This is a genomic window from Thioalkalivibrio sp. AKL6 (assembly GCF_000376905.1).
GTDB lineage: Bacteria > Pseudomonadota > Gammaproteobacteria > Ectothiorhodospirales > Ectothiorhodospiraceae > Thioalkalivibrio > Thioalkalivibrio versutus.
Genome location: NZ_AQXS01000010.1, coordinates 482313 through 505137, shown reverse-complemented (window position 1 = coordinate 505137; position 22825 = coordinate 482313). Strand labels below are relative to the sequence as shown.

Annotated in this window: 23 protein-coding genes and 2 tRNA genes; 16 read left to right on the top strand and 9 right to left on the bottom strand. The window is 66.2% G+C overall.

Annotated features, from left to right (window positions below; genetic code table 11):
* Nucleotides 1–34: 34 nt before the first annotated feature.
* From D575_RS0110350 to iscR, 4 genes are all read left to right on the top strand, one after another.
* Nucleotides 35–586 (top strand): CvpA family protein, encoded by a 552-nt coding sequence (locus D575_RS0110350; RefSeq protein ID WP_018145849.1) that lies wholly within the window; start codon nucleotides 35–37, stop codon nucleotides 584–586.
* Nucleotides 587–681: 95 nt separating this feature from the next.
* Entirely contained in the window at nucleotides 682–2190 is a 1509-nt protein-coding gene (gene purF, locus D575_RS0110345; RefSeq protein WP_018145848.1) for an amidophosphoribosyltransferase, read from the top strand.
* A 13-nt stretch (nucleotides 2191–2203) separates the two neighbouring features.
* The gene (locus D575_RS0110340) at nucleotides 2204–2791 is read left to right on the top strand and encodes a L,D-transpeptidase (protein WP_018145847.1); all 588 of its coding nucleotides are present in this window, start codon (nucleotides 2204–2206) and stop codon (nucleotides 2789–2791) included.
* A gap of 362 nt (nucleotides 2792–3153) precedes the next feature.
* Nucleotides 3154–3633, top strand: a complete 480-nt coding sequence (gene iscR / locus D575_RS0110335) for a Fe-S cluster assembly transcriptional regulator IscR (protein ID WP_018145846.1) — start codon at nucleotides 3154–3156, stop codon at nucleotides 3631–3633.
* Between the two features lie 115 nt (nucleotides 3634–3748).
* On the opposite strand, the gene D575_RS0110330 is transcribed toward iscR, so the two are convergent.
* From D575_RS0110330 to D575_RS0110320, 3 genes are read right to left on the bottom strand one after another with little or no spacing between them, the layout of a single operon-like run.
* On the bottom strand, nucleotides 3749–5755 hold the full coding sequence (locus D575_RS0110330; protein WP_018145845.1) for a transglutaminaseTgpA domain-containing protein: 2007 nt from the start codon (nucleotides 5753–5755) through the stop codon (nucleotides 3749–3751).
* 44 nt (nucleotides 5756–5799) lie between these two features.
* The gene (locus D575_RS0110325; RefSeq protein ID WP_018145844.1) at nucleotides 5800–6822 is read right to left on the bottom strand and encodes a DUF58 domain-containing protein; all 1023 of its coding nucleotides are present in this window, start codon (nucleotides 6820–6822) and stop codon (nucleotides 5800–5802) included.
* A complete protein-coding gene (locus D575_RS0110320) occupies nucleotides 6804–7742 on the bottom strand; it encodes a MoxR family ATPase (protein ID WP_018145843.1) in 939 nt (312 codons plus the stop codon). The genes D575_RS0110325 and D575_RS0110320 overlap by 19 nt, the downstream gene beginning before the upstream one ends.
* Before the next feature lie 124 nt (nucleotides 7743–7866).
* Between D575_RS0110320 and D575_RS0110315 the strand changes: the two genes are divergently transcribed.
* The 7 genes from D575_RS0110315 to D575_RS0110285 all read left to right on the top strand — a co-directional run bounded on the left by D575_RS0110315 (nucleotide 7867) and on the right by D575_RS0110285 (nucleotide 13147).
* The gene (locus tag D575_RS0110315) at nucleotides 7867–9015 is read left to right on the top strand and encodes an MlaE family lipid ABC transporter permease subunit (protein WP_018145842.1); all 1149 of its coding nucleotides are present in this window, start codon (nucleotides 7867–7869) and stop codon (nucleotides 9013–9015) included.
* 3 nt (nucleotides 9016–9018) lie between these two features.
* A complete protein-coding gene (locus tag D575_RS0110310) occupies nucleotides 9019–9822 on the top strand; it encodes an ATP-binding cassette domain-containing protein (RefSeq protein WP_018949645.1) in 804 nt (267 codons plus the stop codon).
* Nucleotides 9819–10832: an MlaD family protein gene (locus tag D575_RS0110305; protein WP_018145840.1), complete on the top strand. Its 1014-nt coding sequence runs from the start codon at nucleotides 9819–9821 to the stop codon at nucleotides 10830–10832. Before D575_RS0110310 ends, D575_RS0110305 begins: the two co-directional genes overlap by 4 nt.
* A 4-nt stretch (nucleotides 10833–10836) precedes the next feature.
* Nucleotides 10837–11508: a membrane integrity-associated transporter subunit PqiC gene (locus D575_RS0110300; RefSeq protein WP_026182119.1), complete on the top strand. Its 672-nt coding sequence runs from the start codon at nucleotides 10837–10839 to the stop codon at nucleotides 11506–11508.
* Nucleotides 11505–12014, top strand: coding sequence for a glutathione peroxidase (locus D575_RS0110295; protein ID WP_018145838.1), 510 nt, complete (start codon nucleotides 11505–11507; stop codon nucleotides 12012–12014). The genes D575_RS0110300 and D575_RS0110295 overlap by 4 nt, the downstream gene beginning before the upstream one ends.
* On the top strand, nucleotides 12004–12498 hold the full coding sequence (gene tadA, locus D575_RS0110290) for a tRNA adenosine(34) deaminase TadA (RefSeq protein ID WP_018145837.1): 495 nt from the start codon (nucleotides 12004–12006) through the stop codon (nucleotides 12496–12498). Before D575_RS0110295 ends, tadA begins: the two co-directional genes overlap by 11 nt.
* A gap of 85 nt (nucleotides 12499–12583) precedes the next feature.
* On the top strand, nucleotides 12584–13147 hold the full coding sequence (locus tag D575_RS0110285) for an RDD family protein (RefSeq protein WP_018145836.1): 564 nt from the start codon (nucleotides 12584–12586) through the stop codon (nucleotides 13145–13147).
* 51 nt (nucleotides 13148–13198) lie between these two features.
* On the opposite strand, the gene D575_RS0110280 is transcribed toward D575_RS0110285, so the two are convergent.
* Both D575_RS0110280 and D575_RS0110275 read right to left on the bottom strand, forming a co-directional pair.
* Nucleotides 13199–13274, bottom strand: a tRNA-Thr gene (locus D575_RS0110280).
* A gap of 68 nt (nucleotides 13275–13342) precedes the next feature.
* A tRNA-Leu gene (locus D575_RS0110275) sits at nucleotides 13343–13429 on the bottom strand.
* Between the two features lie 104 nt (nucleotides 13430–13533).
* Between D575_RS0110275 and queA the strand changes: the two genes are divergently transcribed.
* From queA to secF, 5 genes are all read left to right on the top strand, one after another.
* Nucleotides 13534–14610, top strand: coding sequence for a tRNA preQ1(34) S-adenosylmethionine ribosyltransferase-isomerase QueA (gene queA / locus D575_RS0110270; protein ID WP_018145835.1), 1077 nt, complete (start codon nucleotides 13534–13536; stop codon nucleotides 14608–14610).
* On the top strand, nucleotides 14600–15715 hold the full coding sequence (gene tgt, locus D575_RS0110265; protein WP_018145834.1) for a tRNA guanosine(34) transglycosylase Tgt: 1116 nt from the start codon (nucleotides 14600–14602) through the stop codon (nucleotides 15713–15715). The genes queA and tgt overlap by 11 nt, the downstream gene beginning before the upstream one ends.
* Nucleotides 15716–15798: 83 nt before the next feature.
* Nucleotides 15799–16128 (top strand): preprotein translocase subunit YajC, encoded by a 330-nt coding sequence (gene yajC, locus D575_RS0110260; RefSeq protein ID WP_018145833.1) that lies wholly within the window; start codon nucleotides 15799–15801, stop codon nucleotides 16126–16128.
* Between the two features lie 21 nt (nucleotides 16129–16149).
* Nucleotides 16150–18018: a protein translocase subunit SecD gene (gene secD / locus D575_RS0110255; RefSeq protein ID WP_018145832.1), complete on the top strand. Its 1869-nt coding sequence runs from the start codon at nucleotides 16150–16152 to the stop codon at nucleotides 18016–18018.
* A 14-nt stretch (nucleotides 18019–18032) separates the two neighbouring features.
* On the top strand, nucleotides 18033–18980 hold the full coding sequence (secF, locus tag D575_RS0110250) for a protein translocase subunit SecF (RefSeq protein WP_018145831.1): 948 nt from the start codon (nucleotides 18033–18035) through the stop codon (nucleotides 18978–18980).
* Between the two features lie 115 nt (nucleotides 18981–19095).
* Here the strand turns inward: secF and D575_RS0110245 are convergent, their stop codons facing one another.
* The 4 genes from D575_RS0110245 to D575_RS0110230 all read right to left on the bottom strand — a co-directional run bounded on the left by D575_RS0110245 (nucleotide 19096) and on the right by D575_RS0110230 (nucleotide 22723).
* Entirely contained in the window at nucleotides 19096–19614 is a 519-nt protein-coding gene (locus D575_RS0110245; protein WP_018145830.1) for a DUF302 domain-containing protein, read from the bottom strand.
* 99 nt (nucleotides 19615–19713) lie between these two features.
* Entirely contained in the window at nucleotides 19714–20265 is a 552-nt protein-coding gene (locus tag D575_RS0110240) for a C40 family peptidase (RefSeq protein ID WP_231367513.1), read from the bottom strand.
* Entirely contained in the window at nucleotides 20243–21043 is an 801-nt protein-coding gene (locus tag D575_RS0110235; protein ID WP_018145828.1) for a hypothetical protein, read from the bottom strand. Before D575_RS0110235 ends, D575_RS0110240 begins: the two co-directional genes overlap by 23 nt.
* A 117-nt stretch (nucleotides 21044–21160) precedes the next feature.
* Nucleotides 21161–22723: a bifunctional aminoglycoside phosphotransferase/ATP-binding protein gene (locus D575_RS0110230; RefSeq protein ID WP_018145827.1), complete on the bottom strand. Its 1563-nt coding sequence runs from the start codon at nucleotides 22721–22723 to the stop codon at nucleotides 21161–21163.
* Between the last annotated feature and the right edge of the window lie 102 nt (nucleotides 22724–22825).

The following is a 22825-nucleotide window of genomic DNA, read 5'->3' as shown; positions in this document are numbered from 1 at the left end:
ACTACGCGCCCTTTCAGCACGCGATGCCGGCCCCGTGAACTGGATCGACCTCATCATCATCGCCCTGATCGTTGTGTCAGGGCTGATCAGCCTTTTCCGTGGCTTCGTGCGCGAGTCCTTTTCGCTCGCCACGTGGATCGTGGGCGTGTGGCTGGGTATCCGCTATGCGGCCGAGGTGGCGGAACAAGTCCCCCAGGCGGTGTCGGATGCCACCCTGCGCCTGGGCATTGGCTTCGCTCTGATCTTTATTGGCGTCCTGATTGTGGGCGGCATTCTCGGCGTGGTGGCCAATCGCCTGGTGAAGGGGACCGGGCTGACCGGTACCGACCGCTCGCTGGGCGTGATCTTTGGGCTGCTGCGCGGTGTGCTGCTGGTGGCGGTGCTGATCTTCCTTGCCTCGCTGACCTTGATGCCGGACGAGTCCTGGTGGGAAAACAGCCGCCTGATCCCGGAGTTCGAGCGCCTGGTGGATTGGCTGATTGCCCAATTGCCGGAAGGCTGGCAGGAACAGATCCATGATCTGCTGGCGAGTGACGAGCCGGTCGAAGAAGTAATCCCCGACGCCGACGAGCCGGCGACGCCCTAGAAGCGAGCTGCAAACGGCATTTGCAGCGCAACGTGTGCTGACAGGCCGTGAACGGCTTTGGTCAGCGTTTGCAAAACCCTGGAGCCTGAAACCGTATGTGTGGAGTTGTCGGAATCGTCGGGCGCAGCCCGGTGAACCAGCCCCTTTATGACGCCCTGCTGGTCTTGCAGCATCGGGGCCAGGATGCCGCAGGCATTGTGACCTGTGACGATGACGGGCGGCTGCATCTGCGCAAGGACAACGGTCTGGTGCGCGATGTGTTCAACAACCAGCACATGCAGAGCCTGACGGGCCATATGGGTATCGGCCATGTGCGCTACCCGACGGCCGGTTCGTCCAGCTCGGCCGAGGCGCAGCCGTTCTACGTGAACTCGCCGTTCGGGATTACGCTGGGGCACAACGGCAACCTGACCAACGCGCGCGAGCTCAAGCAGGCGCTGTACGCCACGGATCGCCGGCACATCAACACCGACTCGGACTCCGAGATCCTCCTGAACGTCTTCGCCCAGGAGCTGCTGCGCTTCCTCGACAACGGGCTGACGCCGGATTCCGTGTTCGATGCGGTGGAGCGCGTGCACCAGCGGGCCGAAGGCGCCTACGCGGTGGTCGCGATGATCGCCGGGGGCGGTCTGCTGGCGTTCCGCGATCCGCACGGCATTCGGCCCATTGTTTATGGCTCGCGCGAGGCCGAAGAGGGCGGGCGCGAATGGATGGTCGCCTCCGAAAGTGCCGCGCTGGAGTCCCAGGGCTTTGATCTGGAGCGGGACCTGGCACCGGGCGAGGCGGTGTTCATCACGCCGGACGGCGAGGTCAGCACGCGCGTGTGTGCCGAGGGGACCCGCCTGAACCCGTGCATCTTCGAGCACGTCTACTTCGCGCGCCCAGACTCGGTGATCGACAACGTGTTCGTCCACCGCGCGCGCATGCGCATGGGGACCGCGCTGGGCGAAAAGATCCGGAGTATCTGGCCGGATCACGACATCGACGTGATCGTACCGATCCCCGACACCGGCCGTACCGTAGCGCTGGAGATGGCGCACGAACTGAACATCAAGTACCGCGAGGGGTTCATCAAGAACCGCTACATCGGGCGTACGTTCATCATGCCGGGCCAGACCAAGCGGCGGAAATCCGTGCGCCAGAAGCTCAACGCGATCTCGCTGGAGTTCCGCGGCAAGAACGTGATGCTGGTGGACGACTCCATCGTGCGCGGCACGACCTCGCGCGAGATCGTGATGATGGCGCGCGAGGCCGGGGCGAAGAAGGTCTATTTCGCCTCGGCCGCGCCGCCGGTGCGCTATCCCAACGTGTACGGGATCGACATGCCGGCCGCCGACGAGCTGATTGCCCACGGTCGGGACGAGGCCCAGGTGTGCGAGGCGATTGCCGCCGACCGCCTGATCTACCAGGACCTTGAAGACCTGCAAAAGGCCGTGCGCCGCGGCAACCGGAACATTCAGGAGTTCGACTGCTCGGTCTTCACCGGGGAGTACGTGACTGGACTGCCTCCGGACTACCTGGAACACCTCGCAGCGCTGCGCGGTGACGGGCTGGTGAACACGCCGGTCGCCGGCGAGGTGCTGGATCTGGCCAACAAGAAGTAGACGCGAGGTGCTCTTGCCCAGTCTCCAATGGATCGAACGCGTCGTCCGGGATGCCCGCGAACGAGCCCCCAATGCGGATGATGTCCCGGTGGTGGTGGTCCGGGTGGACCAGCAGCGGCTGTATGTCTGGGAGGCCGGGCGGGTGACGGATATCTTCGATGTATCGACCTCGGCGCGCGGGGTGGGTTTCGAGGAGGGAACCTTCAAGACGCCGCTGGGCCTGCATCGGATTGCCGAGCGCTTCGGTGACAGCGCGCCGCGTGGCACGATCTTCCGTGCCCGCGGCAACACCGGCCAGATCGCGGAAATCCTGACCGAACCGGGCGCGCAAAGCCCGCGCGATAACATCACCTCGCGGATCCTCTGGCTGGAAGGGCTGGAGCCGGGCATCAATCGGGGCGGCAATGTGGATTCGCTGCGCCGGTACATCTACATCCACGGGACCGACGAGGAGGGACGCATTGGCGAACCGGCCTCGGAGGGCTGTGTGCGCATGCGCAACGATGAAGTGATCGAGCTGTTCCCGCGCCTGCCGGTCGGGACGTTGGTGATGATCCTCGAGGGTCCGGCCGTGCCGGAGCTCAGTCGGCCGTCCGGCTGACAAGCCAAGTGCCCGGACGGGCACGTCCGTCATCTCCGGTACCCATCGGAAAAGCGCGTCTCCGCTCGGGCATATCGTCTCTTCGTCCTTCCTCCCCCCTGCCTTCTGCCAGGGCTGGCCCGTTGCCGATTCGCTCTTGTGCCGGGGAACTCCGTTGCATGGAACGGTTCTGAATACCTACGTTAGCATTCCGTGATCTTTCTTCATTCGCCTGCTAGAATGAGGGAATTATTCCCGACTACCATTGTCAGGTAAGTAAGGAATTATTCTTGACAGGCGTTGTCAGGAATTAAGAATGGATGCCAGCCTGCGAACGGATGTCGAGCAGGACACATACTCAAGGTTATTCGGAGGCAACAAGCATGAAACTCTCAACCAAGGGCCGCTATGCAGTGACGGCCATGATGGATCTGGCGATTCACGACCGGATCGGTCCTGTGACGCTTGCCGACATCTCGCAGTGCCAGGGCATTTCGCTGTCCTACCTCGAGCAGCTGTTCGCCAAGCTGCGCAAGGCCGATCTGGTGGAAGGCGTGCGGGGCCCGGGTGGTGGTTATCGCCTGGCCAAGCGTGCGGACCAGATCAGCATTGCCAACATCATTACGGCGGTGGATGAATCCGTCGACGTGACGCGCTGCAAGGGCCACAAGGACTGCCAGGACGGCGATCGCTGCCTGACCCACGAGCTGTGGGACGACCTGAGCCAGCAGCTCTACGACTTCCTCGACGGGATTACCCTGGCGCAGTTTGCCAACCGTCCCGAGGTGCAGAAGGTCGCGCGGCGTCAGGACGAGCGGCGCGGTGCGCGGCACCACTTCATCTTCCGTAACGACGCGGCATAAGGCGTCACGCGGGACGATTCGCTCACCGCGGGTCGTGGACAGAAAACGGGGCCGTCCGGGTCAGACAGACCGGACGGCCCCGACTCGTTTGGGGCGCCGGAAACACGAGCGCGCACTACGCCTGGACGGGGTCCGGTCCGGGCGCGGGCGGCTTCCCTCGCGGTACCGTGTACTGCAGGCCGCGCAGGTGACGCAAATCTTCTCGGCGTTGTTCGGGCGTCAACGGGGCGAAACGCTGGCGGTTGTAGGCCTCTGCGAAGGCCTTCAAGGATTCCCTCAGATCCGGGCGCGCCCGTGCGACGCGGCGGGACCAGGCATCCACAGGCTCGTGGGCCTGGCGGGCCAGGCGGCGGTCGTGGCGCGCGATGCGGCGCGATAGTTGTTGCAGCACGCGATCGGCGGGCGCGTGCCGCTGGCGCGGCCGGCGCAGCCCTACCCAGGTCAGGGCGATCAGCGCCAGGCTGCCGAACCCAACCCCCAGCGCGATCAGGACCGAGCGCCAGTCCTGCGAATCCAGCCCGAGGCGAGCGAACAGCTCGCGCTGGCGTTCGGGGTCGAAGGCCAGCACCCAGCTTTCCCAGCGAAAGCGTACGAAGTCGCCCCAGTCGTCCATCCCGAAGCGCGCCCGCTGCAGCCAGGAGAGCCCCTCCCCGCGGCGAAGAAAGCCGGGTATCTCCTCGCCGGTGTCGTTGGCCAGCCCGGGCAGCCCCTGTTCGATGCGTTCGGGTGCGATGGCGGCGGTGGGGTCGACCCGGATCCAGCCTTCGCCATCCAGCCAGACCTCGTTCCAGGCGTGGGCATCGGCGTTGCGCAGGCGCAGGTATTCGCCACGGGCCTGCCATGCTCCGCCCTGGTAGCCGGTGACGACGCGGGTCGGGATATCGGCCGCGCGCATCAGCACTGCAAACGCGGAGGCATAGTGCTCGCAGTAACCGGCCTGGGTCTCGAACAGGAAGGTGTCGGTGGTGTCGTCTTCGAGTCGTGGGGGCTGGAGGGTGTAGCGGTATGGCTCGGCGCTGAACCGTTGCAGCGCCGCCTGGATGATGGCGCGATCGTCGTCTCCGTGGGTGGCGCGCCACAGGGCAACCTCGGCCCGCGACCGGGGCGCGGCGGAAGTCGGCAGGTGCAGTGCGCGGGTACGCTCCTGTGGATCCAGTGTGGGTTCGCCCGCTCCGGGTGGGGTGGTCAGGGCGGCCTCGGCGCTGTACTGGATGCGGCTGGTCACGGGGCGATCGCGCAGGACTTGGTAGTTCGCGCGCAGCTCGGCATCCTCGGGCAGGGCGCTTGGGTAATCCAGCATCGGCAGATAGCGCGCTCGGGTGGGCTCCAGGGTGGCGGTGTAGCGGATGACGTTGTCGGTGTCGGCGGCCGTGGGCTGGATCACCGAGCGATTTTCGTCCGCGGACCAGCGCCGGCCATCGAAGTCCGTCATGACCAGGGCGCGCCAGTATTGCGCCCGCAGGGGCGGCACTTGGCGGTCGAATTCGACCCGCAGCGCGGTCGATTCGTCCTGCAGCAGGTTGGCGATATCGCCGGGATTGAGCTCGCCGGACAACCCGGTGCGCGCGGTCTGCTCGCGTTGTGGGTCGCCCCACAGCGGACCCTCGACGCGCGGAAAGACGAAGAACAGGATCAGCATGAAGGGCAGGGCATGCAGCAGCATGGCGCCCGCCTGCCGCGCGAGGCGCGGGCGGGGGATCACGCGTCCGGCATGCACCTGGATCAGTGCGGCGGTGAGCAGCCAGGTGGCCAGGAGCGAATAGGCCGCGATCAGGATGGATTGGTCGAAGAAATAGGTGGTGACCACCACGAAGTAGCCGAGGAACAGTGCGATCACGATGTCGCGGCGGTTGCGGGTCTCCAGCAGCTTGAAGGCGATCATCACCAGCAACAGCGCGGTGCCGGCCTCCTGGCCGAATACGGTGCCGAACTGCGCGAAGGTCAGGCCACCGGCGATCACGGCCAGCACGCTCATCACGCCCAGCGAAGGGGCGGGGCGGCCCGTGCCCAGCAGCCACGCCCGCGCGGCGATCGCGAGCACGACCAGCGCGGTGATCCACGGTGGCTGATGCCAGACGTGTGGCAGGGCGGCGACCGGCAGGGCGACCAGGGCCAGCTCCAATCCGCGCAGATCCGTGTGGTCTGCAGGCCTGGTGGTCTTGTCTCTCATGAGCCCGGCTCCGGGTTCAATTCGACCGGGTTGCTGCGGAATCGCGCAAGGGCATGCAGGCAGTGATCGCGGTGAATCACTCCCTGGGCCGGCTCCAGGGCCTGGTCTGGCAGGCGCAGGCCGAAGACGCGGCCCTCCGCGTGGGCCGCGAGTACCTGATGGCACAGCATGGACAGGCGGGTCTCGGTATCGGAGGCGGGCATGGCCCCCCATTCCAGCCACAGGCGATCACCCTGGCCGCTGGCGAATTCACGGACATGCAGCTTGCCGCTGCGGGCGAAGGCCTTCCAGACGATGCGACCGGGTGGATCCCCCGCACGGTAGGGGCGGATCTGGTCGGGCGCATCGCCCTCGCGCCGGTCGTGTGCCCCTGCGGCTTCTTCGCCATCGTCCCCGGCGGTGTGTCCCGGATCGATCGGCGCCGGGTAGACCACGATCTCCGGCGCCAGGGTCAGCCAGCTCCAGACCTCCAGGATGCCCAGCGGGTAGCGTGTGTCCAGCCGCTGGCGTGGCAGGCGGTAGACGCCGCGCGCGAGTCCGGGGAGTTCCAGCTGTGCGGTATGGGTCCCCTGTGCCGGGACCGGGAAGGGGGCGCTGGAGTGCGCCCCGATGCGCAGGACCAGGGCCTCGCGGGCCCGTCCAGCGGTCTCGCTCAGGCGTAGCGGGAGGGGCAGCGGTTGACCGGCAAATACCGCAGGGACGGGCAGGGTGGAGACCTGCAGCCCCAGCAGGTTGCGATGGGTATACCACATGGCGTTATGGCCGATGCCCACCAGCAGGAAGGTCAGCAGGAACGCCATGTTGTTGGAGTAGTTGATCGCCCCCAGGAGCATCACCAGGATGATGCCGAACAGGGTGTACCCGGCACGCGTGGGCAGGATGTAGATGCGGTCGCGCCCGAGGTGCGCCTGGTCGCCATCGTGTGCGTGGCGCCGGGTGATCCAGCGGATGGCATCGTCGCGCAGGCGGGCCATTCGGCCGCGCGAGCGGGCCGGTCCGGTCACGGAGTCGGGACGCATTCCATCAGGCGCGCGACCGTGCGTTCGGGGGGCTCCGGCTCGCGTGCGCGCACCCGATGTCCGGCAACGGCTGGCAATACGAGGGCGATATCGTCGGGTGTCGTGTAGTCACGGCCCTCCAGGAAGGCGTGGGCCCGGGCCGCACGCAGTAGTCCCAGCCCGGCACGCGGTGACAGGCCGTGGGCGAAGCGCGCTCGGTCGCGGCTGGCACTGATCAGGCCTTGGAGATAGTCGAGGACCTCCGCACCGGCATGGACCTCGGCTACCCGGTCCTGCCACTCCCGCAGCTGGTGCGGGGCCACCAGGCTGGGCGGAGTGGGGTGGCTCTCCGCCACCGGTGCGGCCGCGGGGGCGGGACCGCTGCGTTCCAGCAGGGCCCGTTCGGCGCCGGCGTCCGGGTAGCCAAGCTGGATGCGCATCAGGAACCGGTCGAGCTGGGATTCCGGCAGCGGGTGAGTGCCAACCTGCTCCTCCGGATTCTGGGTGGCGATGACGAAAAACGGCACCGGCAATTCGCGGGTGGCGCCCTCCACACTGGCCTGGCGCTCTTCCATTGCTTCCAGCAGGGCACTCTGCGTTTTCGGGGGCGCGCGGTTGATCTCGTCGGCGAGCAGGACCTGGGTGAAGATCGGCCCGGGATGGAAGCGGAACTGGCCGCTGGCCTGCTCGAAGATGGAGACACCGAGGACATCGCCGGGCAGCAGATCACTGGTGAACTGCACGCGTTGGTACTCGAGGTTCATCGCCCGGGCCAGGGCGTGGGCCAGGGTGGTCTTGCCCACCCCGGGCACGTCCTCGATCAGCAGGTGCCCATTGGCCAGCAGGCAGGCCAGCGCCAGGCGCACCGGCTCGGGTTTGCCAAGGAGGACCTCGTTCAGTGCGCGTTCTACCTGTTGCAGGGCGTCCTTGGCCGATGACATTCGAGCCTCGTTGTGGGTTGCTGCGGATGGATTGGCAGTCTGCCTTGAAGAGTTCTTCACCGGCGAATGGTTCCAGGGTCCAGGATGCGGCTACCATGAAGGTTCGTTCTCCGCGAGTCACGCGATGGATTCCACGGCCGCCAGTGCGGAACCCCCGTTCGAATATGATGCCACAGTCGATCCCGCGCCCCGGCTGCGTCTGTCGGGGCGGCTGGACGTGCATGCCGTGGAGCAACACTGGGGCTCGCTGCGTCGCCGTGCCCGCGATCTGGGGCAGCAGGCGGCGGGTGCGGTGCTGGTTGACCTGCGGGGCGTCGAGTACTGCGACGGGGCGGGGGCGGCGTTGCTGCATGCGCTGGAGCAAGACTTCACGCGCGCAGACGCCGAGGTCCAGTTCGAGGGTATGAGCCGCATGGTCGAGGAGCAGCTTGCCCCCTATCGGGAGCTGGATGCGGTCGAGCCGGCTCGGGCTGCGGACGGGCGCGGCTGGTGGCAGGGGTGGATGGACGGCGTGGACCGGGTGGGGCGTGCGGCGCACTCGCAGTTCAGCTTTGTCGGCGAGCTGAGCCAGGCCGTCGGCAGTGCCCTGCGCCACCCGCGTCAGGTGCGTTGGGGCGATACCCTGCGGGTGGCGGAGGCGGCGGGCTTCCAGGCCCTGCCAATCGTCTCGCTGATTGCCTTCCTGCTGGGCGTGATCCTGGCGTTCCAGTCGGCGATCGCGATGCGCCAGTTCGGGGGCGAGATCTTCGTCGCCAACCTGGTGGCGGTGTCGCTGTTCCGCGAACTGGGGCCGTTGATGATGGCGATCCTGCTGGCGGGCCGCTCGGGCGCCGCCTTTGCGGCCGAGATCGGCACGATGAAGGTGAACGAGGAAGTCAACGCCCTGAAGACGATGGGGCTGGATCCGGTGCGCTTTCTCGTGCTGCCGAAGGTGCTCGCGGGGTTGCTGGTTGCGCCTCTACTGGCGCTGTACGCGAACATGATCGGGCTGATCGGAGCCGCGGTGGTGATGCAGGGCTTTGGGATCCCCTGGGTGGCGTTCTTCAATCAGGTGACGTCCGCGCTGTCACTTTCGGACCTGTTTTCCGGGCTGGTCAAGGCGGTGGTGTTCGGCCTGGTGGTCGCCACGGTCGGCTGCCTGCGCGGATTGCAGACTGGCAGCGGGGCCGCCTCGGTGGGGCTTTCGACCACCAGCGCGGTGGTCACGTCCATCATCCTCATCGTGGTGCTGGATGGCGTCTTCGCCGTGCTGTTCTACCACCTGGGGGTCTGAGGGATGACAGGTGTGGCCGCGACGAACCCGGATAACGCGCAAGGTGAAGTGGTCATCCGTGTTCGCGGGCTGACCATGGGCTTCGACGACCTCGTCCTGATGCGCAATCTGAACTTCGAGGTGCGCCGGGGCGAGATATTCGTGATTCTCGGTGGCTCCGGTAGTGGCAAGAGTACGCTGCTCCAGCACATGATCGGGCTTTACCGGCCTCAGGCCGGCCATATCTGGGTCGCCGGTGCGGATATCACCGAGGCGGAGGGCGCGCAGCGCGAGGCGATCCTGCGCCGGGTCGGGGTGATGTACCAGATGGGGGCGCTGTTCGGGTCAATGACGCTGCTGGAGAACGCGCGCCTGCCACTGGAGGTGCACACCGATCTCCCGCGCGAGGCGATGGATGCGGTCGCGCGCGCCCGTCTGCAATTGGTGGGGCTGGGGGCGTTCGCCGATTTCATGCCCTCGGAGATCAGCGGCGGCATGCAGAAACGCGCGGCCATCGCCCGCGCCATGGTGCTGGACCCGGAGGTCCTGTTCCTGGACGAGCCCTCTGCCGGCCTCGACCCGATCACCTCGGCGGATCTGGATCGGCTGATCCAGCGCCTGGCCCGGACCCTGGGCATGACCATCGTGATCGTGAGTCACGAACTGGCCAGCATTTTTGCGATTGCCGACCGGGTGATTATGCTCGACAAGGAGAGTCAGGGGATTGCCGCCGAGGGCGACCCGGCCACCCTGCGTGACACATCAGATCATCCGTGGGTGCAGCGCTTCCTGCGGCGGACGGATTCCGACCAAGAGAGGTCCGCATGAGTGCCCGACATCATTTCCGACTGGGGTTGTTCATCCTCGGCGGGCTGGCGGCCCTGGTGGCGGCGTTGCTGATCCTGACGGCGGGTAACCTGCTGCGCCCGTCCATCCAGATCGAGACCTACATGGATTCCTCGATCCAGGGCCTGGAGATCGGGGCGCCGGTCAAGTTTCGCGGCGTGAACATCGGCGAGGTGACCGACCTGACCTTTACCTCGGTGGTCTACGAATCCGATGTGCGCCCGCGTGATCGCCGGCGCTACGTGATGGTGCGGGCGCGGCTGTACCCGGACCGTTTTGCCGCCAGTGCGCGGGAAGGCGAGTTCGAGACCCGTATTCTCGAGAATCTGGTCGAGGCCGGGCTGCGCGTGCGCATGGCGGCACAGGGAATCACCGGCATGAGCTACCTGGAGACGGATTTCTCCGAGCCGGGAACCCATCCGCCACTAGCCCATGACTGGGAGCCACACTCGATCTATGTGCCGTCTGCGCCCAGCACCGCAATGCAGTTCCTCGAATACGCGGAGAACCTGCTCAAGCGCATCGACGAGCTGGATATCGAGGGCGTCGTGGACAACCTGACCAACCTCTTGGTGACCGTGGATACCACGCTTAACGAACTGGATACCGGGCGCCTGGCGGAGCAGGCCGATGAAATGATCGACGAACTGAAGACCACGACCCGCACGGCGACCCGGGTGATGGAGTCGGTCGAGCGTCTGGTCGAGCATCCGGATACCCAGGCCCTGCCCAGCGAGACCCGCGCCGCGCTGCGCGAACTGCGCGAGACCGCCGAGGCGGCCGATGTCGGGCGCCTGGTGGACCGGATGGATGCCATGGTGGAGCGACTGGACAGGGGGATGGACGTCAGTGAGAGCAAGTTGCTGGAGACTCTGGACGAGCTGCAGGCTACGATCACCGGCTTGCGCAGCCTGTCGGACGATGTTCGCCGCAATCCCGGAGGTGCGCTGTTCGGTGCCCCGCCGCCGCGCAGTTCGATGGACGAGGAGTAAACCGATGACCCGATGGACCCTTCCCGCGCTTCTACTGATGGCCTGGACGCTGGGCGGCTGCACGCTGATTCCCGAGCGCGATGCAGTGGACCGCGCGTGGTTCCTGCTGGAACTCCCGCCCGATCCGGCCCCGCGAATGGCCGAGACGAGCGAACCGCTGGCCGTGGAGCTGGGGTCGGTGCGGGTGGCGCCGGCGTATGGCGGGAAGGGGCTGGTCTACCGACTGGGAGATCACCGCTACGAGTCGGACTACTACAACGAATGGTTCCTGGCGCCGGCGGAGCAGCTCGAGCAGCTGCTGCGGGAACGCTGGACGCGCCACGGGGCGGCCATCGAGCTGGTCGACAACGCCTCCGCTGCGCGCGCGCAGGGGCGTCCGGCCGTGCAATTGCACATCCTGGTGACGGCCCTGTATGGCGATCTCGATACCGCGAATCTGGAAGAGCTGGGCGAGGTGGGTCCCGATGACCCGGTGCGCGGGGTCGGTCGTGTAGGCCTGCGCACCCAGTTGCGCACTGCGGAGCGTTCCCGCCTGGTCCACATGGAGGCACAACACACCATCGACCGGCGTTCGGCGGCGCGCCTGGTCTCCGCGTTGTCGCAGGCGACCGCTGATGTCCTCGCGGAGCTGGAGCACGAACTGCTGCGTGCAGCTGAAGGGGAGGCCCGCGAATGAGCGACGTTTTCGACTTTTCCGCGCCGTTGCCGGAGGGAGGCGAGCAGCCGTTGGCGGACTGGCGGGGCGATGTCCTGCTGATCGTGAATGTCGCGAGCCAGTGTGGTTTTACTCCCCAGTACGAGGGCCTGCAGGCCCTGCACGATCGCTACGCTGAACAGGGGTTCCGGGTGCTGGGCTTCCCCTGCAACCAGTTTGGCGGGCAGGAACCGGGAGACGCGGACCAGATTCGGGCCTGTGGGGTGAAATTCGGGGCCGCGTTCCCGGTATTCGCCAGGATCGAGGTGAACGGGGACGGTGCGCATCCGCTCTACCGGTATCTCAAGGCCCAGGCGCCGGGTGCCCTGGGCACGCAGGGCATCAAGTGGAACTTCACCAAGTTTCTGGTCGGGCGCGACGGCCGCGTGATCGACCGCTTCGCCCCGCAGAAAAAGCCGGCCGACCTGGCGCCCGCGATCGAGGCGGCGCTGGACGAACCACGCCCGAGCGCGGCGAATGGATCCTAGCGGCGCCGGCCCCGCGCCGGATCACGCAGGGGCCGATGACTACTGGATGGAGAAGGCCCTGGAACAGGCCGAACAAGCGGCACAGGTCGGCGAGGTGCCGGTGGGGGCGGTGCTGGTGGCCGCCGATGGCACATGCCTGGCGGCCAGCCACAACGCGCCGATCGGGCTGCACGACCCGACCGCGCACGCCGAAATCCGGGCGCTCCGGGCCGCCGGTGAGCGCCTGGAGAACTACCGGCTCCCGGGTGTGACGCTCTACGTGACCCTTGAACCCTGCAGCATGTGTGCCGGCGCGATGATCCACGCCCGCTTAGCGCGCGTGGTATTCGGTGCCAGCGACCCCCGCACCGGGGCCGCCGGAGGCGCCCTGGAGCTGTTCGGCCACCCCGCGCACAACCACCGCATCGATGTGACAGGTGGAGTGCTCGGGGATGTGGCCGGAGAGCGACTGCGCCGTTTCTTCCGCGCACGGCGGGACAAGTGATGGCGCGCGCGTTTCAGGCGGATGCCAGACCAAGGAGAAGGCCTTCAGATGGGCCCGGGAACGGGCGTGACACAAGGAGAGTGAGATGTTCTGTATGCAATGCGGACAGGAAGTCCACCAGGAAGCGCGGTTCTGTCACGGGTGCGGGACGGCGCTAAAGCCGCAGGCGTTGGGCGTCGAGTGCGAGGTTGCGACGCCCCGGGCTTGCGCCCAATACGCCGGCTTTTGGTATCGGGCGCTGGCGTTGTTGATCGACTGGGTGCTCGCCAACATCCTGGGGATGCTGGTCGTGCTGCCCCTGAGCTTTGTCCTGGGCATGACGATGGTGGGCCATGAACCCGAGGTGATTGCTGGCGCCGGGGCCTTGCTGGGGATCGTGATGGGGACGGCTGTGTTCTGGCTTTACTTCACGGTTTTCGAGTCGTCCGGCTGGCAGGCGACACCGGCCAAGCGGATGCTGGGCCTGCGAGTCACGGATGCGGATGGCCAGCGGATCGGCTTCGGGCGAGCCAACGCTCGCTATTGGTCCAAGATCCTCTCCGCCATGACCCTCTACATCGGCTTTCTGATGGTCGCGTTCACCGAACGCAAGCAAGGGCTGCACGACATGGTGGCATCCACTCTGGTAGTACGACCGGCCCGGCAATGAGGTGCGGATTGCGGGCGATCCGGCCGGTGCCGGGGTGTTCCCCGAGAAAAATGGAGCCGGCGACAGGAGTCGAACCTGCGACCCTCTGATTACAAATCAGATGCTCTACCAACTGAGCTACACCGGCCTGGTGCCAGGGAAGCATCATTGAATGCTTCCCTGGGGTTTGGGCCTGGCGGCGGGCCCGAGAAAATTTGGTGCCGGGAGCGAGAATCGAACTCGCACTCTGTTGCCAGAACCGGATTTTGAATCCGGCGCGTCTACCAGTTCCGCCATCCCGGCTTGTGGGGCCGTAGTGTAGCGCAGGTTCTCTGCGGCACAAACGGGGCAGAGCGATCTTCGGCACTCCGAGCCGCGTCGAGTGGTGCGTGGTAGGATCGCGCGCCATGCGTGTCGCCGATTTCGATTACGAGCTCCCGCCGGAGCTGATTGCACAGTATCCGCTACCGGACCGGGCGGGTTCGCGCCTGCTGGTCCTGGAGGAAGAGCGGCCGCGGGACGCTCGCTTTGCAGAGATCGAGGATCTTCTGCGGCCGGGTGACCTGCTGGTGCTGAACGATACCCGGGTGATTCCGGCGCGTGTCTTCGGGCGCAAGGAGAGCGGGGGGCAGGTGGAGGTTCTGGTCGAACGAATCGAGTCGCCCGGCCAAGTGCTGGCGATGGTCCGCGCCAGCCGGGCGCCGAAGGTCGGGGCCCGGCTACGCCTGGCGGATGCCTTTACCGTCGAAGTAACCGGCCGCGACGGCCCGTTCTTCCGCCTGGCCCTGGTTGATGCGGACGATGTGCTCGCGTTGTTGCGCGAGCATGGGCACATCCCCCTGCCGCCCTATATCGAGCGCGCCGACGAGGCGCATGATGCCGATCGCTACCAGACGGTGTTCGCGGCGCGCGAGGGCGCGGTTGCCGCCCCCACGGCGGGCCTGCATTTCGATGATGCCCTGCTGGGGCGCCTGCGCTCGGCGGGGGTGGAGACCGCGACGGTGACCCTGCACGTCGGGGCGGGGACCTTCCAGCCGGTGAAGGTCGAGGACACCGCGGCGCACGAGATGCATGCGGAGTGGCTGGAGGTGTCGCCCGAGGCCTGCGCGGCGGTAGCGGCCTGCAAGGCGCGTGGCGGGCGTGTGGTCGCGGTCGGTACGACCTGCGTGCGCTCGCTGGAGACCGCGGCCGCGGGGGGAGAACTGGCGCCGTTCCAGGGCGAGACGCGGCTATTCATCCAGCCGGGGGATCGATTTCGGGTGGTGGACCGGATGGTGACCAATTTTCATTTGCCGCAGAGCACGCTGTTGATGCTGGTGGCGGCATTTGCCGGCTATCGCCGGATCCTGGATGCGTATGCCCACGCGGTGGCACAGCGCTACCGGTTTTTCAGTTACGGCGACGCGATGTGGCTGGCGCCGGGGCAGGGCGATGATCTGCCCCCGAGTATGGCCACCGCCGCGGGAGAGTCCGATGGAGTTTGAGAATCTGGCCGCCGATGGCGCGGCGCGCCGCGGCCGTCTGCACTTCCCGCGCGGGACGGTGGAGACCCCGGCCTTCATGCCGGTGGGAACCTACGGCACGGTCAAGGCGATGACGCCGGAGGAGCTGCGCGAGCTGGGCGCGGAGATCATCCTCGGTAACACCTTCCACCTGATGCTGCGCCCGGGCACCGAGGTGATCCGGGCGCATGGCGACCTGCACGACTTTATGCACTGGGAGGGCCCGATCCTGACCGATTCCGGCGGATTCCAGGTCTTCTCCCTCGCGGAGATGCGCAAGATCAGCGAGGAGGGTGTGCGTTTCCAGTCGCCGGTGGATGGCTCGAAGGTGCTGATGACGCCGGAGTCCTCGATGCAGGTGCAGCGCGAGCTGGGCTCGGACATCGTGATGATCTTCGACGAGTGCACGCCCTATCCGGCGACCGAGGAAGCGGCGCGCCAGTCGATGGAGTTGTCGCTGCGCTGGGCGGCGCGTTCACGCACGGCACACGGTGACAACCCGGCGGCGCTGTTCGGCATCGTGCAGGGCGGGATGTACCCGGACCTGCGGCGGGAGTCGGCCGAGGGGTTACAGGCGATCGGCTTTGACGGTTACGCGATCGGCGGGCTGTCGGTGGGCGAACCGGAGGACGAGCGCCTGCAGACGCTGGATGCCACCCTGCCGCTGTTGCCGCAGGATCGTCCGCGCTACCTGATGGGGGTGGGCCGGCCGGAGGACATCGTCGAGGCCGTGCGACGCGGCGTGGACATGTTCGATTGCGTGATGCCGACCCGCAATGCCCGCAACGGGTTCCTCTATACCCGCGAGGGCGTGCTGCGCATCCGCAATGCGCGCTTCCGCGACGATGTCGGCCCGGTCGATCCGGAATGCGGGTGCTACACCTGTCGCCACTATTCGCGGGCGTATCTGAAGCACCTGGACAAGTGCAACGAGATCCTCGGTTCGCGCCTGGCGACGACCCACAACCTCCATTACTACCAGGATTTGATGCGCGGATTGCGCGAGGCGATCGCGGCCGGCGCCCTGAATGAGTTCGTCGCCGATTTCTACAGTCGACGCGGCATGGCAATCCCGCCTGTGCCATAATCCGCGCGGTATTTTTTCGCTCGCCGGGTGTGGCCCGAGCTCCCCGGTAGCGTCCGAATCTGAACCGAAGACGGAGTGTTTCGATGGACTTTCTGATTTCTGCAGCGCATGCCCAGGAAGGTGGAGCGGCCGGCGGCGGCATGATCGAGTTCCTGATCATGATCGTTATTTTCTTTGCGATCATGTACTTCCTGATCATCCGCCCGCAGAGCAAGCGCGCCAAGGAGCACCGCTCCATGGTCGAGGCCCTGTCCAAGGGCGACGAGATCGTCACCAATGGCGGTGTGGCCGGCAAGATTACCGAAGTCAGCGACGACTTCATCAAGGTCGACATTGCCGACGGCGTGAACGTGGCGGTACAGAAGCAGTCGGTCGCCTCCGTGATGCCCAAGGGCACGCTGAAAGATCTCTAAACGCCCTCCAGGGTTTTTGATATGCGCAATTCCTATCCGGCGTGGCTGTACGCCCTGATCGTCGTGGTCGTTCTGGGCGCGGGGCTGTATGCCGCGCCCAACCTGTTCCCGGAAGACCCGTCGGTGCAGATCGGCAATCCGGTCACCGGCGAGATCGACGGGAACATCCGTGACCTGATGGGCACCATCCTGGGTGCCCAGGGCGTGACGCCGAAACAGGTGGAGGAGCAGGACGATGGGCAGCTACTCCTGCGCTTCGAGACCACCGACGAGCAGTCGCTGGCCGCGGAGATCCTGCGCAATGCCCTGGATGACAACCACACCGTCGCCCTGAATCTGGCCCCGGCGACGCCGAACTGGCTGCGCGCAATCAATGGCCAGCCGATGGCGCTGGGTCTGGACCTGCGCGGCGGGGTGCACTTCCTTATGGAAGTCGATCTGGATGCCGTGATCGGCACGGCGATGGAGCGCTACTCCAACGAGCTGCGCGGGCGGATGCGCGACGAACGTCTGACGTTCGGCACGATCGAGCGCAGTTCCAGTGACCTGACCGTGATGTTCGCGAACGAGGAAAGCCTCGCGGCGGCCGAGAGCTGGCTGACCCGCGAATATCGCGGCGAGCTGGAATGGGAGATCCGTGGGAGCGGCGAAACCACCCGCATGGTGGCCACCCTGAGCGATGACCACCTGACCGAGCTACGCCGCCAGGCCCTGCAGCAGAACATCTCCACCCTGCGTTCGCGCGTGGACGAGCTGGGCGTGGCCGAGCCGATCATTGCCCAGCAGGGCGAGCACCGGATCGTGGTGCAGCTGCCGGGCGTGCAGGACACCGCGCGGGCCAAGGAAGTACTGGGTGCGACCGCCACGTTGGAGTTTCGCCTGGTCTCCGAGGCCGGCGACCCGATGGAGGCCGACCAAACCGGCCGCGCACCGTCCGGGACGCGCCTGTACCACGAGCGTGACGGGACCCCGGTGCTGCTGCAGCGTCAGGTGATGCTCACCGGTGACTATATTACCGACGCCTCTTCCGGGATTGCCCAGGATAGCGGCGGCCCGGCCGTGTTCATCAATCTCGATGGCCAGGGGGCGCGCATCTTTTCGCGCGTGACCTCGGATAACGTGGGCCGCCTGATGGCGTCGGTGTTCATCGAGACGACCACCGAGACGGTGGAGGAAGACGGCGAGCAGGTCATGCGTACCTCGCGCAGCGAAGAGGTCATCAACGTTGCGCGCATTAACGAGCCGCTGGGCCGACGCTTCCAGATCTCGGGTCTGGATACCACGCGTGAGGCGCGCAACCTCGCGCTGCTGCTGCGCGCCGGTGCGCTGGCCGCGCCGATGTCGATTGTCGAGGAACGCACGGTGGGTCCGAGCCTGGGCCAGGAGAACATCGATCGCGGCATGCAGTCGGTGGTGATCGGATTCATCCTGGTGATGATCTTCATGATCCTCTACTACCGCGCCTTTGGACTGATCGCGAACGTGGCGCTGGCACTGAACCTGATCTTCATCGTCTCGGTTTTGTCGATGCTGCAGGCGACCCTGACCCTGCCGGGGATCGCGGGGATCGTGCTGACCGTCGGCATGGCGGTAGACGCCAACGTGCTGATCTTCGAGCGCATACGCGAGGAGATCCGCAACGGACTGTCACCCCAGGCGGCGATTTCGTCGGGCTATGACCGAGCGTTCACCACCATCGCGGACGCCAACGTGACCACGCTGATCGCGGCCCTGGTGCTGTTCCTGTTCGGCACCGGGCCGATCAAGGGCTTTGCCATCACGTTGTCGATCGGGATCATCGCATCGATGTTCACCGCGATCATCGTGACCCGCGCAATCGTCAATCTGACCTACGGGCGCCAGCGTCGACTGACGCGCCTGGCCATCTGAGCGCGGAGAAAACCATGCTTCCGCATCTGAATTTCGCTGAATCGCACATCGATTTCCTCGGCAAGCGCAAGATCACGATCGCGATCTCGCTGGTCCTGATCATTATCTCGGTAGCGCTGCTGGCCACCCGCGGGCTGAACTTCGGGATCGACTTCACCGGGGGGACCCTGGTGGAAGTGGGCTACCCCGAAGCGGTGGAGCTGGATACGATCCGCGAGACCCTGTCGGCGGGCGGCTATGAGGGGGCGCAGGTTCAGACCTTCGGCACCTCGCGCGATGTGCTGATTCGCCTGCCGCCAAGCGAAGACGACGACAACCCGGCGATGTTGTCCAACCGGGTCCTGAACGCCCTGCAGGAAGGTGGGCCGTCTGATCCGGACCTTCGCCGCGTGGAGTTCGTCGGTCCGGCCGTCGGCGAGGAGCTGCGCGAGCAGGGCGGTCTGGCGATGATCTATGCGCTGGCCGGCATCCTGATCTATGTGGCAGTGCGTTTCGAGTGGCGCTTCTCCATTGGATCGGTGCTGGCGCTGGTGCACGACGTGCTGATCACGCTGGGGATCTTCTCGCTGCTGCAGATGGAGTTCGACCTGGGGGTGCTCGCCGCCGTGCTGGCGGTGATTGGCTACTCGCTGAATGACACCATCGTGGTGTACGACCGAATACGCGAGAACTTCCGTGTGCTGCGCAAGCAGAGCACGGAACAGGTGATGAACAATGCGGTGAACAAGACCCTGGCGCGGACCATCGTGACCAGCTTGACCACCCTGCTGGTGTTGCTCTCGCTCGCCATTCTGGGTGGGGCGGCCCTGCAGAACTTCTCGATTGCGCTGATCATCGGGGTGGTCGTCGGGACGTACTCGTCGATCTTCATCGCGGCGACCGCGGCGTTGATGCTGGGTGTGGACCGTCAGGTCCTGCTGCCGGTGAAGAAGGAAGGCGCGGAAGAGGATCAGACGCCCTGACCCGGGTCACGCCTGTCCGAATCACCCTGTCCTAGCCATGCAGGACAGGGGACATAAAAATGCCCGGGGCCGCAAGGCTTCCGGGCATTTTTCGTTGCGACAAAGGCCCTTGGGATCAGAAGGCGAGGGCTTCCTTGATGATGCGCTCGACCAGCTCGTTCACGGCGCGCAGGCTTTCCTTCGAGTCCTTGTCGCCGACTTCGGGAACTGGCGTGTAGCCCATGTAGATTGTGCCCGGTTCCTCGGAGAGCTCGTAGACCGTGATGATGTAGGGGCAGAAGAGCATGTTGTGCGGATCGGCCTCCATGGTCGCGCGCGAGTAGGTGGCGCTGCAGAAGTCGACCGATTGCCCGTTGAGGTAGATGCCTTCGCCGCTTTCCTGTCCGCCGGTGCGGTCCAGCATGTTGGCGATGTAGCCGACGTTGTTGATGACCAGGCCTTCAGCGGCGATGGCCTCTTCGACCATCTCGAAGTAGAAGTCGTATTCGCCTTCGGTCGTGAAGATGACGCGTTCGTCGGTCTCCATGAACGTCTCATAGGCGCTGGCGGTGCCGCCGACGGCGAGACCGAGGCCCAGGCCGATCGCCAGGGCGGAGTGGCGCAGGGTGCGCGAAATACCGGTGAGTGGTTTCATGGTTCCTTCCTCTATTGTGATTCCAGGCCTGGCCAGGATGGGGTTGTATGCGCGCCGTCAGCGGTGGATCCGGCGACGACGGGCGGGTTCTGATCGCGGTCAGTTGAAGAAATGACCGGCAAAGCGGGTTCGGGGCGCCCAGTACGGGTTGTCCAGATGCTCAATGCGTACCTGGCCGCGGGCGCTGGGTGCATGCACGAAGCGGCCGTCTCCCACGTAGACCCCGACGTGGTCGATTTGATTCCCGTTAATGGCGAAGAACACCACGTCGCCCGGGGTGGGCGAGCCGTCGCGCCGCGTCGCGGCGCGGGCCTGATCGCGTGTCGTGCGCGGGACGGCGCGCCCGGCCTCGCGGTAGGCGCGCTGGACGAGGGCCGAGCAGTCCAGCCCGGTGGCATCGGTGCCGCCGTACTGGTAGGGGGTGTCGAGGTGACCGAGGGCGGTCAGCACGACCTCGGAGCGTTCCAGGCCAGCCTCGGGCGTGGGGCTCATTGGGCCGTCCGCAAGGCCTTCGGGTGCGGCAACGGGCGCGGTATCCCCTCCGCGGGGTTCGGGGCCCGCACTGCAGGCGGCAAGCAGCAGAAGCCCGGTGCCGGCCAAGGCAAGCGGCAGCCGTCGGCGCCAAGTGTCAGAAAAGGTCGCGTTCGGCATAGCTGTCGGGGACGCTGAAGAGTGCGGCGCTGAGGTCGTCGGTGGAGATGCCGGCAAGGCGCGTGGTCACGCCGTCCTTTTCGCTGACCTGCAGCGGGATGCCGTCGACGCGCGGCAGCAAGGAGGCGCCCATCTGCGAGGCCATCGGCCCGCCGGCCTCAAGGGCGCTCAGGGACAGCTCGTACAGGCGATCCATCAGGGCACCCAGGGTCGCGAAATCCGCGCTGCCCAGGCCCAGGGTAGCCGGCTCCGTTACGCAGACCGTGCTTTGCACCTGGCCGTCGATCAGCACCTCGTAATCGTCGCAGACGAAGTCCCCGATTTTGCGTTGTTCGCCGGTGGCGCGGGTGTCGATCTCGGCATCGAAACCTTCCGCCCCGATGCCCAGCTGCTCCTCGAGTTGCTGGCGCACCTCGGGCGGGAGCTGCTCCATTTGCCGGCGCAGGTCGCTGACCATGTCGGTCATGGCGCGCATCTGCTGGTCCATCACCTCGCGAGTCAGCGGGGTGTAGGTCTGTTCCGTGTCGTCCACGACCGTCAGCTGGTCGGTTCTGGCGTCGAAGAGCATGTAGCCGGAGGTGCCGCTGATGGACTCGTTGAGCTCCATGCGCACGATGTCGCCGCGCACCAGGATCTGGCTCTCCAGTCCTTCGTCGTCGACATAATGCAGCAGGGCATCGGCCTGGGCGGTGGAGCCGATGGCCAGCAACCCGCCGACAGCAATGGGCGTGAGGGTGCGGCGGATTCGGTCGAGCGGACCGGGGCGGTGATGATGCATGGGGGCTCCTGCGGGTTCCTGGTCGGGTTCCGGGCTCGAGGGCGAGCGTGCCAGTTCCTGTGTCTCGAAGTTGACGGAGTATCCGGGGTCTGTCTATCGCTGATTGTACGCGGTCGCTCAGCTTGCGACGGGTTGCAGCAATTGGCGGGCGAGCGCGTCCGGATCCAGCGGTGCCTCCGGGGCCACCTCGATGCGGCCCTCCTCGGGGGCGGGCCATTCCTGCTGCGGCTGTTGCTGTTCCATCACCTCGACGCCGGCATCCGAGGCATCGAGGCCCGCACGGGTGCGGGCCTCGAGTCGTTCGCGCAGTACTTCGTCACGGGCGCGACAGGCAACCACCGCAAAGCCGGCCGCCTGTTCCAGTGCCAGACGCTGGAACGGGGCGCGCTGGTTCTGGGTCAGGAAGGTGGCGTCGACCACCACGGTCAGGCCGAGCGCCAGCAGGCGTTGGGCGCGCTCGCGCAGATGGTCGTAGATCTGGGCCCGGGCGTCGGCACTGTAGGAGACGGCGTCGGACAGGCGTTTGCGTTCGATATCCGAGCGCAGGCGCACGGCGCCCAGGGCTTCGATGATCTGTGTGCTGATCACGGTCTTGCCGCTGCCGGAGACGCCATGCATCAGGATCAGGCGGGGGGATCCAGGTTCGGTCAGGCGCTCGGCGAGGGCTAGATAGCGGCCCATCTCCGCCTGGTGGGCCGCCTGTTCGTCGGAAGGGAGCTGCGCCTCGGCCCCGTGAATGCCCTGGACCTTGGCCCGGATGAGTGCGCGGTAGACCTGGTACAGCGGCAGGAGCGCGAGACCGTCGAAGTCTTCGCGCCCGTCCAGGTAGGCATTGAGTAGCCGCCAGGCGTGGGCGCGCGACTGACGGGCCAGAAGATCCATGGTGGTAAAGGCGATCTCGGAGATCACGTCGATCCAGCGCAGGGCGGGGTCAAACTCGATCGCGTCAAAGGCGACCGGCACTTCCTCGCCGTTCTCGTCATCGACATAAACCAGGTTGCCCAGGTGCAGGTCGCCATGGCCATGGCGCACGAAACCCGCGTCATGCCGAGCTTCAAGTGTAGCCTTCAATCGATTGATTTCCGATCGCGTCCACTGTTCCAGCCGTTCCAGGCGTGCCCGGTCCGACGCACCACGAACGGTCTCCTTCAGGGCCGGAAAGTTGTCCAGCATCGGTTGGGTGGCGGCCTCTGCGGTGCCGTACTCGGACTGCGCATCGGTGCGTTCGGTGCGTTCGTGGAAGGCGGCGATGTAGTGCCCCAGGGCATCCATGGCGGCGGCGGGCAGTTGGCCCTTGTCCAGAAGGTGGTCCAGCTGCCGTTTGCGGTCGAACCGGCGCATATGCACGGCGTAGTCGAGGATGGGCCCCTCGCCGTTGATGACGGGGTGGGCATCGTCGCCATTGAGGGTGGCAACCTCCAGGTAGATCTGGGGTGCCAGACGGCGATTGACCTCCAGCTCGGTCTCGCAGTAGTGCTGGCGAGCCTCGAGGGTGGAGAAGTCGAGGAAACCGAGGTTCAGCGGCTTCTTGAACTTGTAGGCGTCCTCGCCCGCGAGGATGACCGTGGAGATGTGGGTCTCGATGGTGCGCACGGTGTCGGCATCCGGCACCGGGGCGGGAAATCCGCGGTCCGCGACCAGTTGGTGCAGGCGCTTGTGGTGCTGTTCCAGTTCGGTCATCGGGGCTCCGCAGTAGGCCGTGGGGCTGTTGGACATCGGGAGCCGGGTCTTTTTCCCGGAATCGCCGGCCATGCACCCGTTTTCGCTTACGCATCAGGTTAC